Origin of the sequence: Citrobacter rodentium NBRC 105723 = DSM 16636 (genome assembly GCF_021278985.1) — a bacterium.
GTDB classification, from domain to species: Bacteria; Pseudomonadota; Gammaproteobacteria; order Enterobacterales; family Enterobacteriaceae; genus Citrobacter_A; species Citrobacter_A rodentium.
Map to the genome: position 1 here is coordinate 1,806,843 of NZ_CP082833.1, position 16,856 is coordinate 1,823,698.

15 protein-coding genes and 1 riboswitch are annotated in these 16,856 nt (G+C 55.2%); of the genes, 7 read left to right on the forward strand and 8 right to left on the reverse strand.

Features of this window, described 5'->3' with window-relative positions; genetic code table 11:
* Positions 1-186 precede the first annotated feature (186 nt).
* From K7R23_RS08570 to hldE, 3 genes are all read left to right on the forward strand, one after another.
* The gene (locus tag K7R23_RS08570) at positions 187-1,167 is read left to right on the forward strand and encodes an IS110-like element ISCro4 family transposase (protein WP_012904434.1); all 981 of its coding nucleotides are present in this window, start codon (positions 187-189) and stop codon (positions 1,165-1,167) included.
* 359 nt (positions 1,168-1,526) lie between these two features.
* Complete coding sequence (glnE, locus tag K7R23_RS08575; protein WP_012907637.1) at positions 1,527-4,358, forward strand: bifunctional [glutamate--ammonia ligase]-adenylyl-L-tyrosine phosphorylase/[glutamate--ammonia-ligase] adenylyltransferase; 2,832 nt, start codon at positions 1,527-1,529, stop codon at positions 4,356-4,358.
* Between the two features lie 47 nt (positions 4,359-4,405).
* Positions 4,406-5,839 carry a bifunctional D-glycero-beta-D-manno-heptose-7-phosphate kinase/D-glycero-beta-D-manno-heptose 1-phosphate adenylyltransferase HldE gene (hldE, locus tag K7R23_RS08580; RefSeq protein WP_012907636.1) on the forward strand — a complete coding sequence of 478 codons (1,434 nt, stop codon included), beginning with the start codon at positions 4,406-4,408 and terminating at the stop codon, positions 5,837-5,839.
* A gap of 49 nt (positions 5,840-5,888) precedes the next feature.
* Here hldE and K7R23_RS08585 read toward each other — a convergent pair whose 3' ends face one another.
* Both K7R23_RS08585 and K7R23_RS08590 read right to left on the reverse strand, forming a co-directional pair.
* Positions 5,889-7,568 carry a flotillin family protein gene (locus tag K7R23_RS08585; RefSeq protein WP_012907635.1) on the reverse strand — a complete coding sequence of 560 codons (1,680 nt, stop codon included), beginning with the start codon at positions 7,566-7,568 and terminating at the stop codon, positions 5,889-5,891.
* A gap of 23 nt (positions 7,569-7,591) precedes the next feature.
* The gene (locus K7R23_RS08590) at positions 7,592-8,221 is read right to left on the reverse strand and encodes an OB-fold-containig protein (protein WP_012907634.1); all 630 of its coding nucleotides are present in this window, start codon (positions 8,219-8,221) and stop codon (positions 7,592-7,594) included.
* 262 nt (positions 8,222-8,483) lie between these two features.
* On the opposite strand from K7R23_RS08590, the gene glgS reads away from it, so the two are divergent.
* A complete protein-coding gene (gene glgS / locus K7R23_RS08595; protein WP_012907633.1) occupies positions 8,484-8,690 on the forward strand; it encodes a cell surface composition regulator GlgS in 207 nt (68 codons plus the stop codon).
* Positions 8,691-8,723: 33 nt separating this feature from the next.
* Here the strand turns inward: glgS and ubiK are convergent, their stop codons facing one another.
* The gene (gene ubiK / locus K7R23_RS08600) at positions 8,724-9,026 is read right to left on the reverse strand and encodes a ubiquinone biosynthesis accessory factor UbiK (protein WP_024132940.1); all 303 of its coding nucleotides are present in this window, start codon (positions 9,024-9,026) and stop codon (positions 8,724-8,726) included.
* A gap of 132 nt (positions 9,027-9,158) precedes the next feature.
* A riboswitch (FMN riboswitch) is annotated at positions 9,159-9,308 on the forward strand.
* A 105-nt stretch (positions 9,309-9,413) separates the two neighbouring features.
* Between ubiK and ribB the strand changes: the two genes are divergently transcribed.
* The gene (ribB, locus tag K7R23_RS08605) at positions 9,414-10,067 is read left to right on the forward strand and encodes a 3,4-dihydroxy-2-butanone-4-phosphate synthase (RefSeq protein WP_012907631.1); all 654 of its coding nucleotides are present in this window, start codon (positions 9,414-9,416) and stop codon (positions 10,065-10,067) included.
* Between the two features lie 98 nt (positions 10,068-10,165).
* On the opposite strand, the gene dsbI is transcribed toward ribB, so the two are convergent.
* Genes dsbI through K7R23_RS08620 form a run of 3 tightly spaced genes read right to left on the reverse strand, consistent with a single transcriptional unit; the run spans position 10,166 to position 13,350 of the window.
* Positions 10,166-10,843: a protein-disulfide oxidoreductase DsbI gene (dsbI, locus tag K7R23_RS08610; RefSeq protein WP_012907630.1), complete on the reverse strand. Its 678-nt coding sequence runs from the start codon at positions 10,841-10,843 to the stop codon at positions 10,166-10,168.
* A 14-nt stretch (positions 10,844-10,857) separates the two neighbouring features.
* A complete protein-coding gene (locus tag K7R23_RS08615) occupies positions 10,858-11,526 on the reverse strand; it encodes a thiol:disulfide interchange protein DsbA/DsbL (RefSeq protein WP_012907629.1) in 669 nt (222 codons plus the stop codon).
* A gap of 27 nt (positions 11,527-11,553) precedes the next feature.
* Positions 11,554-13,350 carry an aryl-sulfate sulfotransferase gene (locus K7R23_RS08620; RefSeq protein ID WP_012907628.1) on the reverse strand — a complete coding sequence of 599 codons (1,797 nt, stop codon included), beginning with the start codon at positions 13,348-13,350 and terminating at the stop codon, positions 11,554-11,556.
* A 402-nt stretch (positions 13,351-13,752) separates the two neighbouring features.
* On the opposite strand from K7R23_RS08620, the gene K7R23_RS08625 reads away from it, so the two are divergent.
* Positions 13,753-13,929, forward strand: a complete 177-nt coding sequence (locus K7R23_RS08625) for a hypothetical protein (protein WP_042623240.1) — start codon at positions 13,753-13,755, stop codon at positions 13,927-13,929.
* A gap of 28 nt (positions 13,930-13,957) precedes the next feature.
* Here the strand turns inward: K7R23_RS08625 and zupT are convergent, their stop codons facing one another.
* Positions 13,958-14,731, reverse strand: coding sequence for a zinc transporter ZupT (gene zupT, locus K7R23_RS08630; protein ID WP_012907627.1), 774 nt, complete (start codon positions 14,729-14,731; stop codon positions 13,958-13,960).
* 131 nt (positions 14,732-14,862) lie between these two features.
* Here zupT and ygiD point away from each other — a divergent pair, with 131 nt between their 5' ends.
* Entirely contained in the window at positions 14,863-15,660 is a 798-nt protein-coding gene (ygiD, locus tag K7R23_RS08635; RefSeq protein ID WP_012907626.1) for a 4,5-DOPA-extradiol-dioxygenase, read from the forward strand.
* 31 nt (positions 15,661-15,691) lie between these two features.
* Here the strand turns inward: ygiD and K7R23_RS08640 are convergent, their stop codons facing one another.
* Entirely contained in the window at positions 15,692-16,852 is a 1,161-nt protein-coding gene (locus tag K7R23_RS08640; RefSeq protein WP_012907625.1) for a glutathionylspermidine synthase family protein, read from the reverse strand.
* Positions 16,853-16,856 lie beyond the last annotated feature (4 nt).

The following is a 16,856-nucleotide window of genomic DNA, read 5'->3' on the forward strand; positions in this document are numbered from 1 at the left end:
TCCCTTCAGTGCAGGGAGAACCGGCCAGTTCTCTCTGCCATGCGGTCCGCATGCCGTATCAGGCCTCAGGCTAATAACCTGTGACGTAGATTTATGCAGCGGACCGCCGTTCTCCACAAGTGACAAACCGGACAGTATCATGGACCGGTTTTCCCGGTAATCCGCATTCACAAGGCTGGTCTCACTATGGAACAGGAACTTCATTTTATCGGTATCGATGTCTCTAAAGCTAAGCTGGATGTCGATGTGTTGCGGCCTGATGGCCGTCACCGCAGCAAAAAATTTGCCAACACCCCGAAGGGCCACGACGAACTTCTCCGCTGGCTCAGCGGTCATCGCGTGGCACCGGCACATATCTGCATGGAAGCCACCAGTACGTATATGGAAGACGTTGCCGCTCATCTCAGTGATGCCGGTTACACCGTCTCCGTCATCAACCCCGCCCTGGGTAAAGCCTTTGCACAGAGTGAAGGTCTGCGCAGCAAAACCGATGCAGTGGATGCCCGTATGCTGGCAGAGTTCTGTCGTCAGAAGCGCCCTCCGGCGTGGGAAGCCCCGCATCCGGTTGAACGGGCCCTGCGGGCTCTGGTGCTGCGCCATCAGTCGCTGACGGACATGCACACGCAGGAGCTGAACCGCCTGGAGACAGCGCGTGAGGTGCAGCGTCCGAGTATAGACGCCCATCTGCTGTGGCTTCATGCCGAACTTAAGCGCATCGAAAAGCAGATAAAGGACCTGACGGATGATGACCCGGATATGAAGCACCGCAGGAAGCTGCTGGAAAGTATCCCGGGCATCGGGGAGAAAACGTCCGCGGTATTACTGGCTTATACCGGTCTGAAGGAGCGCTTCACCCATGCCAGGCAGTTCGCCGCTTTTGCGGGTCTGACGCCGCGGCGGTATGAATCAGGCAGCAGTGTGAACAGGGCCAGCCGGATGAGTAAAGCCGGACATGCGTCGCTTCGCAGGGCGCTGTATATGCCTGCGATGGTGGCGGTAAGTAAAACGGAATGGGGAAGAGCGTTCCGTGACCGTCTGGCAGGGAACGGTAAAAAAGGGAAAGTGATAATCGGTGCGATGATGCGCAAGCTGGCGCAGGTGGCGTACGGTGTTCTGAAGTCAGGCGTGCCGTTCGATGCGTCCCGGCATAATCCGGTAGCAGCGTAAAATATGGTGGAAGGGATGAAAAAACAGCGCCTGACGGCGCTGTGACTGGTATGCCTGCAATCCGGTAAGGCGGAAAATAAAAAAGCTTGCAGGCGATAACAGTATCTACGGACCGGAAGAATCTGTAGGCCGGATAAGGTGGAACACCGCCATCCGGAAATAAGGTGATGCCTGATGGCGCTACGCTTATCAGACCTACGGACCGGAAGAAACTGTAGGCCGGATAAGGTGGGACACCGCCATCCGGCAATAAGGTAATGGCTGATGGCGCAGCGCTTATCAGTCCTGCGGGCCGGAAGAAACTGTAGGCCGGATAAGGTGGAACACCGCCATCCGGCAACTGTACAAGGAACCCTTTAATGAAGCCGCTTTCCCCACCGTTACAGCAGTACTGGCAAACCATCGTTGAACGGCTGCCAGAGTGTATTACGCCTGGCGCAGAGGCGAAGTCAGTGCTCACATTCAGTGACTTTGTGCGGGACAGCGTTATCGCTCATCCGCACTGGCTGAGCGAGCTGGAAAACGCGCCGCCGCAGGCTGACGAATGGCAACGCTACGGCGAGTGGCTGGAGGCGGCGCTGGCTGAGGTAGGCGACGAAGCGTCGCTGATGCGTGAACTGCGCCTGTTTCGCCGTCGCATCATGGTGCGGATTGCCTGGGCGCAGGCGCTGTCGCTGGTGGATGATACCGCTATCCTTCAGCAGCTCAGCCAACTGGCGGAGACGCTGATCGTCGGCGCGCGCGACTGGCTGTATGACGCCTGCTGCCGGGAGTGGGGAACGCCGTGCAATCAGGCGGGCGTTCCGCAGCCGCTGCTGATTTTAGGAATGGGCAAACTGGGCGGCGGCGAGCTCAATTTTTCCTCCGATATCGATCTCATCTTCGCCTGGCCGGAGCATGGCGCCACCCGGGGCGGTCGTCGCGAACTGGATAACGCGCAGTTCTTCACGCGCCTGGGACAGCGGCTGATTAAAGTGCTGGACCAGCCAACGCAGGACGGCTTTGTTTATCGGGTCGATATGCGCCTGCGTCCGTTTGGCGACAGCGGCCCGCTGGTGCTGAGCTTCGCCGCGCTGGAAGATTATTATCAGGAGCAGGGGCGCGACTGGGAACGCTACGCGATGGTGAAGGCGCGGATCATGGGTGATACCGATGGTCGTTATGTCGATGAGCTACGCGCCATGCTGCGTCCGTTTGTTTTCCGCCGCTATATCGATTTCAGCGTCATCCAGTCCCTGCGCAATATGAAGGGCATGATTGCCCGGGAGGTGCGGCGTCGTGGTCTGAAAGACAATATTAAGCTTGGCGCGGGCGGCATTCGCGAAATCGAATTTATCGTTCAGGTGTTTCAGTTGATTCGCGGCGGACGCGAGCCGTCGCTGCAATCGCGTTCTCTGCTTCCCACCTTAAGCGCTATCGCCGCGCTGCATTTGCTGGCGGACAGCGACGCTGACCAGCTGCGCTCGGCCTATCTTTTCCTGCGCCGCTTGGAAAACCTGTTGCAAAGCATCAACGACGAACAGACCCAGACGCTGCCGGGCGATGAACTTAACCGGGCGCGTCTGGCGTGGGGAATGAACGTTGATGACTGGCAGCAACTGACCGGGGCGTTGGATGACCATATGGCGAACGTGCGCCGCGTGTTTAATGAGCTGATTGGCGACGACGAGAGCGAAACGCAGGAAGAGGCGCTTTCGGAGCAGTGGCGCGAACTGTGGCAGGATGCGCTCCAGGAAGATGATGTGCCGCCGGTGCTCTCTCATCTGACCGACGAGGACCGGACGCAGGTGCTGGCGCTGATTGCCGATTTCCGTAAAGAGCTGGATAAACGCACGATTGGCCCGCGCGGGCGCCAGGTGCTAGATCATCTGATGCCGCATCTGCTCAGTGACGTCTGCTCCCGCCAGGATGCTTCCCTCCCGCTGTCGCGCATTACGCCGCTGCTGGCAGGCATCGTCACGCGTACCACCTATCTTGAACTGCTGAGCGAGTTCCCCGGCGCGCTGAAGCACCTGATATCGCTATGCGCCGCTTCGCCGATGGTCGCCAGCCAGCTTGCCCGCTATCCGCTGTTGCTCGATGAACTGCTTGACCCCAACACCCTCTATCAGCCTACCGCCACTGACGCATACCGCGATGAGCTGCGTCAGTATCTGCTGCGCGTTCCGGAAGATGATGAAGAGCAACAGCTGGAAGCGCTGCGTCAGTTCAAGCAGACTCAGCTGTTGCGCATTGCCGCCGCGGATATCGCCGGCACCCTGCCGGTAATGAAGGTTAGCGACCATTTAACCTGGCTGGCGGAGGCGATGATTGACGCGGTGGTGCAGCAGGCGTGGCTGCAAATGGTGGCGCGCTACGGGCAGCCGACGCATCTGGCCGATCGTGAAGGGCGCGGCTTTGCGGTGGTCGGCTACGGTAAACTGGGCGGCTGGGAGCTGGGCTACAGCTCCGATCTGGATTTGATCTTCCTGCATGACTGCCCTGTCGACGTGATGACCGATGGCGATCGTGAAATCGACGGACGGCAGTTCTATCTGCGGCTGGCGCAACGCATTATGCATCTGTTCAGCACCCGCACCTCCTCCGGCATCCTGTATGAAGTGGACGCCCGTTTGCGGCCGTCCGGCGCGGCGGGGATGCTGGTCACCTCCGCTGAGGCCTTTGCCGACTACCAGAAAAACGAAGCCTGGACGTGGGAGCATCAGGCGCTGGTGCGCGCGCGGGTGGTTTATGGCGATCCGCAGTTAACCGCGCAGTTCGACGCGGTGCGCCGCGATATTATGACGCAGCCCCGCGACGGCGCCGCCTTACAAACCGAAGTGCGTGAAATGCGGGAAAAAATGCGCGCTCACCTCGCTAACAAGCATCGCGATCGTTTTGATATTAAAGCGGATGAGGGCGGAATTACCGACATTGAATTTATTACGCAGTATCTGGTGCTGCGCTATGCCCATGAAAAACCGAAGCTGACGCGCTGGTCGGATAATGTGCGCATACTGGAGCTGCTGGCGCAAAACGATATTATGGATGAGCAGGAGGCGATGGCGTTGACCCGCGCCTATACCACGCTGCGCGATGAGCTACACCATCTGGCTTTGCAGGAGTTGCCGGGGCATGTGGCGCAAACCTGTTTTGCGGCGGAACGCACCCTGGTGCGGGCAAGCTGGCAGAAGTGGCTGGTCGCCGTTTGAAGTGTGCTATTATCGCGCGCAAATTTTGAATCTCTCAGGAGACAGGAATGAAAGTTACGCTGCCAGAGTTTGAACGTGCAGGAGTCTTGGTTGTTGGTGATGTGATGCTGGATCGCTACTGGTACGGGCCAACCAGCCGTATTTCACCGGAAGCGCCGGTCCCTGTGGTCAAAGTGGATACCATCGAAGAACGTCCGGGCGGTGCGGCAAACGTGGCGATGAACATCGCCTCTCTGGGCGCCAGTTCGCGTCTGGTCGGGCTGACCGGTATTGACGACGCGGCGCGCGCGCTGAGCAAAACCCTGGCCGATGTGAACGTTAAATGCGACTTCGTTTCTGTGCCCACCCATCCGACCATCACCAAGCTGCGCGTGCTTTCGCGTAACCAGCAGTTGATTCGCCTGGATTTTGAAGAAGGATTTGAGGGCGTCGATCCGCAGCCGATTCATGAGCGCATCAACCAGGCGCTGAGTTCCATTGGCGCGCTGGTGCTCTCCGACTATGCCAAAGGGGCGCTGGCCAGCGTTCAGCAGATGATTGCCCTTGCGCGTAAGGCGGGCGTTCCGGTGCTGATCGACCCGAAAGGCACCGATTTTGAACGCTATCGCGGCGCGACGCTGTTAACGCCGAACCTGTCTGAGTTTGAAGCGGTGGCCGGTAAATGCAAAAGCGAAGAAGAGATTGTGGCGCGCGGGATGAAACTGATCGCCGACTTCGATCTCTCCGCGCTGCTGGTGACCCGTTCCGAGCAGGGAATGACGCTGTTGCAGCCGGGCAAAGCGCCTCTGCATATGCCGACTCAGGCGCAGGAAGTGTATGACGTCACCGGCGCGGGCGATACGGTGATTGGCGTGCTGGCGGCGACGCTTGCCGCGGGAAATTCGCTGGAAGAGGCCTGTTTCTTCGCTAACGCGGCGGCAGGCGTGGTGGTCGGCAAGCTGGGAACCTCCACCGTTGCTCCGATCGAACTGGAAAACGCGGTGCGTGGGCGTGCGGAAACCGGTTTTGGCGTAATGACCGAGAACGAGCTTAAACAGGCGGTCGCCAGCGCCCGTAAGCGCGGCGAGAAAGTGGTGATGACCAACGGCGTGTTCGACATTCTGCACGCGGGCCATGTTTCCTATCTCGCTAACGCCCGCAAGCTGGGCGACCGTTTAATCGTGGCGGTAAACAGCGATGCCTCGACCCGGCGTCTGAAAGGCGACACGCGCCCGGTGAATCCGCTTGAGCAGCGGATGATCGTCCTCGGCGCGCTGGAAGCCGTGGACTGGGTTGTCTCGTTTGAAGAAGATACGCCGCAGCGTCTGATTGCCGGTATTCTGCCCGATCTGCTGGTTAAAGGCGGCGATTACAAGCCGGAGGAGATCGCCGGCAGCCAGGAAGTGTGGGCCAACGGCGGCGAAGTGCTGGTGCTGAACTTTGAAGACGGTTGCTCAACCACCAATATCATCAAGAAAATTCAGAAAGACAGCGAGAAATAAACGTCCTGTAAAGTGCCGGATGGCGCTGCGCCATCCGGCGGTCATGGGATCAGGCTTCCGCAGATTTCTGTTCCGCTTCCAGCTCGCCTGGGGAGATGGATTTCAGCGGTTCAGCCATCGCTGACAGCGAGCCGCCGGAAATTCCAATCTCGTTTAGCAGCGAGTCGATTAACGGCGCCTGAGTACGATAGGAGAGGGCGGCCGATAGCGCCTGTTCTGCCAGATTGTTGCCGTTTACGCTGCCTGTGGTCACTTCCCCGGCTGCGCCTGCGCGATTCAGGCCATCAACCTGAATGATCTTAATGCCGTCGATAGACTTCATCGGCTCAACGGATTTCTCAATCACCGCCGGCAGTGACTGCAACAGCGCCAGTTTGAACTTGAGGCTGGTCTGCTCGTTCGAAAGCACGTTGATGGCATCGTTCAGCGCGCGTTGCGCTTCTGCTTCCGCAAGACCTTTTTTCCGCGTTGCTTCCGCCAGTTCCACAATGGCAGCCGCCTGCAGCTCCGCCGCCTCTTTCTCCGCCTTCGCCCGCACGGTCAGTTCTACCGCTTTGGTTTCCGCATCCTGGGCGGCTGCGATAAGCGCCACCTGCTTGGCGCGATCGGCTTCTGCGGTCTGGCGAGTGGTTTCAACGTTCTGCTGCGCGCGAACCGCTTCGGCCAGCGCGTCGTTGGCGCGCGCTTCCGCCTGTGACTGCTGTTCAGATTTGGCGGCAATGGCGATGGATTTCGTCTGGTTGGCGATTTCCGTCACCTGCTGTTGTTCGATCTCTTTAATACGCACTTCCCGCTCAGCCTCGACCTTTCTGGTACGAACGGCCTGTTCGCGTTCGATTTCTGTTTCCTGAATCTGGCGTTCGGCGAGGATACGCGTCTGCTCCGCTTCGCGATGACGTTCTGCCTCAAAGGCGGCGATGCGGGCATTCTGCTCGGCAGTGCGGGTTTTCACCTGCTGCTCCTGCTCAAGCGTCATAAAGGCTTCCTGCTGTTCAATTTCCAGCTTACGCGACAGCGCATCGCGGTTTTTCTCACGCACCGCCACTTCAACGTCCTGTTCGACTTCGTTACGTTCCCGGCGACGACGCTCCGTTTCCTGGGTCAGTTTGGTCAGGCCTTCGGCATCAAAGGCGTTATTAGGGTTAAAGTGTTCCTTCTCGGTCTGGTTAAAGTTGGTTAACGAGACGCTCTCCAGCTCCAGACCGTTCTTCGACAGATCTTCCGCGACGGTGTTCTGTACGCCCTGAACGAAGTTTTCGCGGGTATCCTGCAATTCATGCATTGTCATCTGCGACGCGGTGGCGCGCAGGGCGTCGACAAACTTATCTTCAACCAGCATACGCAGATCTTCCGGCGACAGCGTCCGCTGCCCCAGCGTTTGCGCGGCGGTGGCAATGCCTTCCTCCGACGGTTTAACGCGCACAAAGAACGCGACCACCACATCCACGCGCATACGGTCTTTGGTGATCAGGCTGTCTGCCGTCGAGCGGCTGACTTCCAGTTTGAGCGTGTTCATATTGATTGGAATAATTTCATGAAAGATAGGCATCACTATCGCGCCACCGCTCATGACCACTTTTTGTCCGCCCAGCCCGGTTCGGACAAATGCCTGTTCCGCCGAGGCGCGGCGATAGAGGCGGGCAAAAATAATGCCGATAATGACTAAAACGAAGACCGCGATAGCCGCGCTAAACATCCATGATGGCAATATGCCAAAAATCTCATCCATTGTTAGATCCCTCTCAGTTAAAATTATAAAACATCCGGCCAGGGGTTAAGTTCGGCTAAATAACGCGTCGCGGAGAGTCGACAGATAATCAGCACCCTGTCCCCTTTTTTAAATTCCTTTCCCTCTTCCGGTTCCAGCAGCAAATAATGCGTCTGGCCAAATTTATCGGTAAATTTTCCTTCACAGGGCGTCCCGGCAGTGGCTGAGTGTCCTGTGATAATCGCCATGCTGCCGATAAAGTCATTCTCGGCAATGGCGCTGCTTTCATCCCGGGGCAGCCAGGGCGCGATGATTTTTCCGCAATAATGGACGGCGAGGACCGCGAGGATAAAGCAGATCGGGGCCAGCGCCAGGTTGCTGAGCGGGGCTTGCCAGACCGTGATGCAGCCATGCTGGAAAAGTATGCCGAAAAGACCAAAAAATCCCGCCAGCAAACAGAGTATGACCAGCGCAGGAATGCGTCCGATATTCAGGTAGTGCAGCGCTTGTCCGATATTGCCGGAGGTGAGTGAGTCATACTGACTGAGATGAGCATCAAGCGCGCCGGAGAGATAATGGCCAAAGACCAGAGAGAGTATTTCCAGCAGGCCGATAAGCAGGACAAAACAAAGAGCAAACAAATAGGGGTTATTATATGCCGCAAATAAAACCATCCCTTCTCCTTCTGAAACCGTGTTCCCTGGTGGTGACGTTAGTAACAGTTGTCCAGGTTACTTTTACGTCTTGTTACAATAACATGTCTGGCGATAATTTCTAATTCTGAATACGGATTTTCGCCTTCCTCATTTTTTGGCGAAAAATGTGAGGTGACGCGGCGCTTTTGCGCACGTTATGTACAACCCTGCGGCGTGGCCGGGTAAATACTGAAACCAGAAAAAGCATATGGCCTTAGCAGAGTTTTACTAACTGGAGGGTATGCTGATGAACAACACGGTTTATTCGTTGAACAATTTTGATTTCCTGGCGCGCAGTTTCGCCAGAATGCAGGCAGAAGGCCGTCCGGTGGATATCCAGGCCGTCACCGGCAATATGGATGAAGAGCACCGCAGTTGGTTCTGCAAACGTTACGCCCACTACTGCCAGCAGGCGCTACGGGCGAGAAAATTAGAAGTGGAACACTGATACGACAACGGGCCCTGCGGCCCGTTGCGGTTTTTACTCTTGCGGTTCCACCGGCGGAATGGCGGGCGCGGGTTTGACCTCGTCGCTCATACCGCTCTGGCGCGCTTCCAGTTCGCTGAGTCGCTGTTCCAGCAGCGCCAGCTTTTCACGGGTACGCAACAGAACCTGCGTCTGCACGTCAAACTCCTCGCGGCTCACCAGATCGAGACGCGTCAGCTGAGATTGCAGCGTCTGGCGAATCTTCTTCTCGACATCTTCCCCGAACTCCCGGATCCCTTTCGGCATCGACTCGTGAACCTGGCGAGCGATCTGCTCAATTTTTTTCGGGTCAATCATAATGGTTTCCCTGAACTGGTAAGTGTTAAGTGACATTGTAGTGCGATATGCGCGAGGCATAAACCAGAATTGTGTGAAGCTTATACGGGTAAAGACGTTGAAGGCGGTAATCAATAGCGTTATAGTTAACCCGCTTATTCTCAGGGCGGGGCGAAATTCCCCACCGGCGGTAAATCAGCCTCAGGCTGAAAGCCCGCGAGCGCTTTGGGTCAAACTCAAAGGTCAGCAGATCCGGTGTAATTCCGGGGCCGACGGTTAAAGTCCGGATGGGAGAGAGTAACGATCCAGTCGGGCATGGACCCGCTCACGTTATTTTTTTGCCGCTTGTCGGCACTCCTAAGACTGCCCTGATTCTGGTAACCATAATTTTAGTGAGGTTTTTTTACCATGAATCAGACGCTACTTTCCTCTTTTGGTACGCCTTTTGAACGTGTCGAAAACGCACTGACCGCGCTGCGCGAAGGCCGCGGCGTGATGGTGCTTGACGACGAAGATCGTGAAAACGAAGGCGATATGATCTTTGCGGCAGAAACCATGACCGTTGAACAAATGGCGCTGACCATTCGTCACGGCAGCGGTATTGTATGCCTGTGCATCACCGAAGATCGCCGCAAACAGCTTGACCTGCCGATGATGGTGGAAAATAACACCAGTGCATACGGCACCGGCTTTACCGTGACCATCGAGGCCGCCGAAGGCGTGACCACAGGCGTCTCCGCCGCTGACCGCGTTACTACCGTGCGTGCGGCGATTGCCGACGGCGCGAAGCCTTCCGATCTGAACCGTCCGGGACACGTTTTCCCGCTGCGCGCTCAGGCGGGCGGCGTATTGACCCGCGGCGGTCATACCGAAGCGACCATCGATCTGGTGACCCTGGCCGGCTTTAAACCCGCAGGCGTGCTGTGTGAACTGACCAATGATGACGGCAGCATGGCGCGCGCGCCGGAGTGCATTGAATTTGCCGGTAAGCACAATATGGCCGTGGTGACGATTGAAGACCTGGTGGCGTACCGTCAGGCGCATGAGCGTAAAGCCAGCTAAGCGCGACTGAAACGTCGCAGGACGACGGGCCCGTAGCGGCTCACCATAAAAAAACCGAAGCCAGCCTGCTGACTTCGGTTTTTTGTTAGCGCGGCAGATTACTTCGCTTTAATCAGCTTGATTGCCCAGGCGCCGCTCATAATCAGCAACAGTGCAAAACATAGCCCAAACGCCAGCAGGCACGCCTGCGCCATATTCATAAAATGCCAGGGCGGGATCAGATACCAGCCTTCGGAGTGCTGATACATTTCCACAAACCACTGCTGGACAGAACTGAGCGTTACGCCGTCAGGCACTACTGGCGCGTCATAGCCGCAATCTCCGGTGGGCCTGAACCATTCCGGGGCCCACTCCGCTAACGGTAAACCGAAGGGGAAGGTGGGGTCGGTGGAGCAGCCCTGAACGCCAAAAAGCGCGTCGGGATCGGGGTTGTGGACCGCATAATGGATACCGTTCAGCTTCACAGAGAACTTAATACCCATAATGCTGCCGTAAAACGCCGCAAGGCAGCCAATCAGTTTCAGGATAATGTTTTTCGGGTTTATCGCCGCAATCAGACCGCCAAAGACCATCACAAACATGGCAAAGCGAATGTAAACGCACTGTTCGCACGGCGCCATGTAGAGATAAATCTGGAAGAAAGAGTGAGCAAGGATAATGAGCCCGCCCATTGCGACGGCCATCAGTAACCATAAAAACCGCTGCTCCTGCCATCTGACAAGCGTTTCCACCGGCGTGGCGCGCAGGTCTTTCCACATCCCCTTAATATCAACCATAAGCCTTTCCCTGTTTATTTCGTCGCTAACTCTCTGACCAGCTGTGCCATTGAGTCAATTGACTTGATATTTTTGGTATATATCAGGTATTTGCCGTTGACGACGTAGGCCGGAACGCCCTGGATTTTGGCCACCTCATAAGCGGCTTTCCATTTTTGCAGCGTTTGCTGGACGGTAGGTTCTTTCAGCGCGGCTTCAAATTCGGCCTGGCTCATTCCCGCGGCATCCAGCCCGGTTTTCAGAAACGCCGCCGGGTCTTTACCGTCTGACCAGCGCTCTTTCTTGTCGTGATAGGCAGCGTACCAGGCGAATTTAGCTTTCTTAAACTGAGATTTTTCATCGAATAATGAAACACCTGCCGCTTTATCTTTCGCCATCGTCACCGCAAAGAGTTCGCTGGCCTGTTTGCCATATTCGCCTTTGGTTTCCAGGTGGAAAGGGACAAAGGTGACCAGATCGGCGACCTTATCCGCAACCGGACCGGTCACCGCCTTGTCGTATTTGTAGCAGAATGGGCAGGCGTAGCTGAACACTTTGATCAGCGTTTTATCGGCATCGGGAATGGGTTTTTCCAGCACCATATAATCGGTGCCTTCCGTAAATGCCGATGCGGTAAAGGGCAACGCCAGCGCAGCCGTTAACACCACGCTTTTAAATATTGAATTAATCCATTTTGCAGACATAATTAATCCTTAACAAAAATAATTCGCTTATTTAAACATCTGTTGTGGGTGAACCAGTAAGGCGCGATAGTGGGTCTGATTGGGCTTATCGGAAAGCACGTCGATTTCCACCTTAACGTCTTTCGTTTTGTAGTCGATTTCATTTATTTTACCGATGGTCGGCTGTCCGACTTCAAATAAATTAATGGATCCACTAAAGCCAAAGATGGTGTCACGATCTTTCTGATATTCAATTACCGAGGTGATCGGGCTATAAAAATCGTACCCGCGCTCTTTGCCATATTGCCAGAGCTGTTGCACGGTTCCATTTTTCTCATCAATTTTATATTCCACAAAGCGCGAATATTTCATTGACGGCAGCGCAGGTTGCTCCAGCCATCGTCCATCGCCGTTATCAAATACCGTCAACGTTCCTTTATCGGTAAGCCACGCGGTATGTTGGGTATAGGAGAAATCGAAGTCGGTATTTTCACACTTGCCGTTTTCATTGCAGGTAAGAGGATTGCCTTTGCTGTCCACCGGTTTCAGTAATTTACTGGCAAGCTGTTTATTCCAGCCTTTCGCTGGCGCAAGGATCCATTTCACCTGCTTGTCGCGGCCTATTTTGACGATTCCCTGATGGCGGGATGAGAGGATAATGGCGTCGTCTTTGGCATCGTAAGCAATGGAGTTGACATGCGCCCAGTTGCGTCCCGCGCCTACGCCCAGCGCGTCGCCAAACGGCGTATCCGGCTCCAGCTTCGCCTGCTGCCCTGCATGTTCCAGATCGACGTTAACGCAGACGGCGCCCGCGTCCAGCGCGCCCAACAGCGAGTCGCGAAGAGGATCGAGGATCTTCGTCAGGTCCCAGACGTCAATCACGCGGCCTGATTTATCCACTTCGATAATCTGATCGCGAATGGTATGAACATGGAGGCCATCTTCTTTACGATAATTGCGTTTGCCTACGCGCAGCAGCACCGTGCCGTTAACCGTTTCAATCGATTCATGAGTGGCGTCGAGGAATCCGCGCGGCAGCTTATGATCCGCCAGAACCTGTCCCATCATATCAAACTCATACCAGTGCTGGCCCTGAACGGCGGTAAAGGTGCCGCGCGGAGTTTCCCGGATCCCCATCAGATAGCCGCGCTTGTTGATGTTCATATCGTGGCCGTCATAGAAGGTGTCCTGATCCAGCCACCAGCGATATTCACCTTCGGTATCAACCACAAAGGTGAACGGCGCGATGTCAAACGGCAGCGCGCCTCCCGCCGGACCGGCGTCCAGAAGACCGGCATTCTTGTCTTTTTCACCGTGCCAGTGGAATTCCGCCCCCTGGGGAGTAAAGGTATGAGTATTCACCAGATAAAGGCGATCTTCAAAACCGGGAGCAACCTTAATGACTTTGGTTTTCTGCAGGTCTGAGATGGAGCGGTTATCCATATAGCGGTTCACGATGGCGGACGTTTGTATGACGTAATCTTCCTTCATCGCTTTACCGTTTTCGGTATATTCAACGGTAACCTTATTGGCATGCTTTTGATAAAGCCCGAAAACAGGTATGCCGTCGTAGGTTGCCAGCGATTGTTTGCCGACGGAATAAGAAACGGGCACGCCTTTTTCGCCTTTGCCGTGCACGGTGACTTTTACATCTGAAATAGTATGGCTATCAAGTTCAATCAGCGCTGTCAGCGGCGCATTGCCATAGGGGTCGACAACAATCGCGCCTAATTTGCCCGCGGGTTGCGCAGGCTGAAAGCCGGCAGCAATCGCACCTGTTGCAAATAAGCCTAACGCGAGCGCAACGGTTCCCGAGAGGAGGGTTTTTCGATAGGGATGAAACATGGATATATCTCCTTATATAACGCTGAGCATAAGATAATGGCAAATATATTCTGTTTAATGATTATTAGTACTTAAAAATAAATAACACTAATCTTTTCCACGGTGAAAAGAGTATTGTTTTACGAGGCATATATTCGTGATAAGAATATGTTTGGTGATATTACGTTTTTGATAGTAAAAGTGAGTTTCTGTCAGGTAAATAAGTAATCTGTGAGATTGTGATCTTATCGACAATGTTTACTTTAAATATTGTCATTCACTATTTATAAATTCTGCCTTTTTATATGATCAAAATCATATAATTGTTGGCGTACTGTGCGAGTATATGAATATGTTGCGGCGTGGGTATGTTAAATTTTTAACGCTATTTATTTATTAATGTTAAATTAAAAGGGTAAAAGGATGTTTATCGCCTGGTATTGGATTGTATTAATTGTTGTGGTCGCCATTGGTTATTATTGCCATATGAAGCGCTATTGCAAAGCGTTCAGGCAGGACCGGGATGCGCTGCTGGAAATTCGTAATAAATTACTGCGCCGCCAGGACGAAGAACGTCTGACGGCGAAAGAGCAGAAGTAGGCGCATTCTGCGCGCAGCGACGAGACGATTAGCCGAGCCCCATGCTCTGCAACGCCACGAGACTTAACCCCATCACCGACATACCGCAGAGGACGCCGTAGCTTGGGTTGTTATTGGGATCGATCTCTTTCGCCAGCGGCATCAGCTCATCGACCGACAGCGCGACCATGATCCCCGCGACGGCGGCCATAATGGCGGCCATCACGACCGGCGACACCAGGCTCCCCAGGATCAGCCAGGCCAGTACCCCGCCCAGGATTTCAGCCATGCCGGAAATGCCCGCCCAGAATACCGCCGTTCGCTTAGAGCCGGTTGCGGCATAGACCGGACCCGCTACCGCTAATCCTTCAGGAATATTGTGCAGGGCAACGGCCAGCGCCACGCCAAACCCCAGCTCCAGATTACTGCTGGCGGTGACGTAGGTTGCAATCCCTTCCGGGAAGTTATGCAAACTGATCCCCAGGGTCAGCAGTATGGCGGTACGTTTAATCGAGCCGGGAAGCGGTTGCTTTGTTTTTTGCACCAGATCCTGCGGGTGGGCGTGAGGCAGCAGCCGGTCCAGGCCGAAATAGCCCAGCAGGCCGACGATAAACATGCCGTAACCGAGGATCGGCGACATCTCTTCTGCGGCCAGCGCGGCGGGGAGCATCTCCATCAGGGAGATCAGCAGCATGATCCCGGCGGCAAACCCAAGCGAAAATGCCAGCAGACGGTTTGACGGTTTCTGGCCCAGTACGCCCAGAAACGCGCCGATAAACGTGGCGGCCCCCGCCAGTAAGGTCAGAATTAAAGGTACTGACATTAAAATCTCCTTAGAAATCGACCTGACCTTCAAAATAACTGATGATGATCATCATGGTTATCTGAGTTCTTCACACATTGAAAGAGCGTATTGTAAGACTATCAAATGACTCCCTTAGTAAGGATATCATCATGTCTGCAGTTCGTATGCCAGCATTGTTTTTAGGCCACGGCAGCCCAATGAACGTGCTGGAAGATAATCGTTATACCCGTAGCTGGCGGCAGCTGGGGGAGCGCCTGCCGCGGCCCAAAGCGATTGTTGTGGTGTCCGCCCACTGGTACACACGCGGAACCGGCGTGACGGCGATGGAAGCGCCAAAAACGCTCCATGATTTCGGCGGCTTTCCGCAAGCATTGTACGACATGCGCTATCCGGCGCCGGGTTCGCCGCAGCTGGCGCAGCATCTGGTGGATCTTCTGGCCCCGGTCGCAGTGACGCTCGACAAAGAGGCCTGGGGATTTGACCACGGTTCGTGGGGAGTATTGTTTAAAATGTACCCGAATGCCGATATCCCTATGGTGCAGCTGAGCATCGACAGCACCAGATCGGCGGCCTGGCATTTTGCGCTGGGACGCAAACTGGCGGCGCTGCGCGATGAAGGTATTTTGCTGGTAGCCAGCGGTAACGTGGTGCATAACCTGCGCACCGTTCGCTGGCATGGCGACAATTCGCCCTATCCGTGGGCAACGTCGTTCAATGATTTTGTCAAAGCGAATCTGCGCTGGCAGGGGCCGGTTGAGCAGCATCCACTGGTCAACTATCTCGACCATGAAGGCGGTTCGTTGTCGAATCCAACGCCAGATCACTATCTGCCTTTGCTGTATGCGCTGGGCACATGGGATGGCAAAGAGGCCATCACCCTTCCGGTGGATGGCATTGAAATGGGCAGCCTGAGTATGCTGTCGGTGCAGGTGGGCGAGGCCGGATAAGGCGCTTTGCGCCGCCATCCGGCACTTCCGGTCATTCGACAAAAATATGCGGGTAGAAGCGGGAGAGATCCTGGGTGATCAGCGCCCGGTCTTCGCGAATACCGATCCCGGCAGGCTGATCGTTGATCAACCAACTGCCAATCAGCATATAGCTGTCGCCAAACTTCGGCAGCGGATGGAACTGCTGCACGATCATACCTTCTTCGCCGTATGGGCCTTCCACTGCTTCGATCGTTTTACCGTTTTCAACGATCGAGACGTTGGCGCCTTCACGCGAGAAGATTGGCTTCACGACATATTTTTCCATTTGCGGATGGTCGTCTTCGGCGAAGTACGCAGGCAGCAGGTTTGGATGGTTGGGGAACATCTCCCACAGCAGCGGCAGCAACGCTTTGTTGGAGATAATGCTTTTCCAGGCCGGTTCCAGCCAGCGAACGCCAGCATCTTCCAGCTTGGTGGAGAACATCTCGCGCAGCATAAACTCCCACGGGTACAGCTTGAACAGGTTGGCGATGACCTGATCCTGCAGATCCGTAAACTGACCTTTCTCGCCCAGACCAATATCGTCGATATAGAGGAATTCGGTGGCGATTTCCGCTTCGGCGGCGCAATCCTGCAGATACTGGATCGTACCGCGATCTTCCACGGTGTCCCGGCAGCAGGTGAGGTGCAGAAGCTGAAAACCGTACTGCTCGCGCAGTTCGGCAAAACGCTCAATGAGCTTTTCCTGCAGGCTGTTAAACTGGTCGCTGCCTTCCGGCAGGTTACCGGCATTAAGCTGATCTTCCAGCCAGATCCACTGGAAGAATGCCGCCTCGTACAGCGACGTAGGCGTATCGGCGTTATTTTCCAGCAGCTTAGGCTCGCCAGTGCCGTCCCACGCCAGATCGAGTCGGGAATAGAGCGACGGCTGATGCGTCTGCCAGGACTGGCGGACGAAGCCCCATGTGTGTTTCGGAATGCGGAATTTGGTCATCAGCTCATCGCTGGCGATCACTTTCTCAACCACTTTCAGGCACATCTGGTGCAGTTCGGCGGTCACCTCTTCCAGTTTTTCGACCTGCGCCAGCGTCAGCTTGTAGTAGGCATCTTCACACCAGTACGGTTCGCCGTACATGGTGTGAAAATTGAAACCGTATTCAGTAGCTTTATCGCGCCAGTCCGGGCGCTCGGTGATACTGACTCTTTCCATGCGG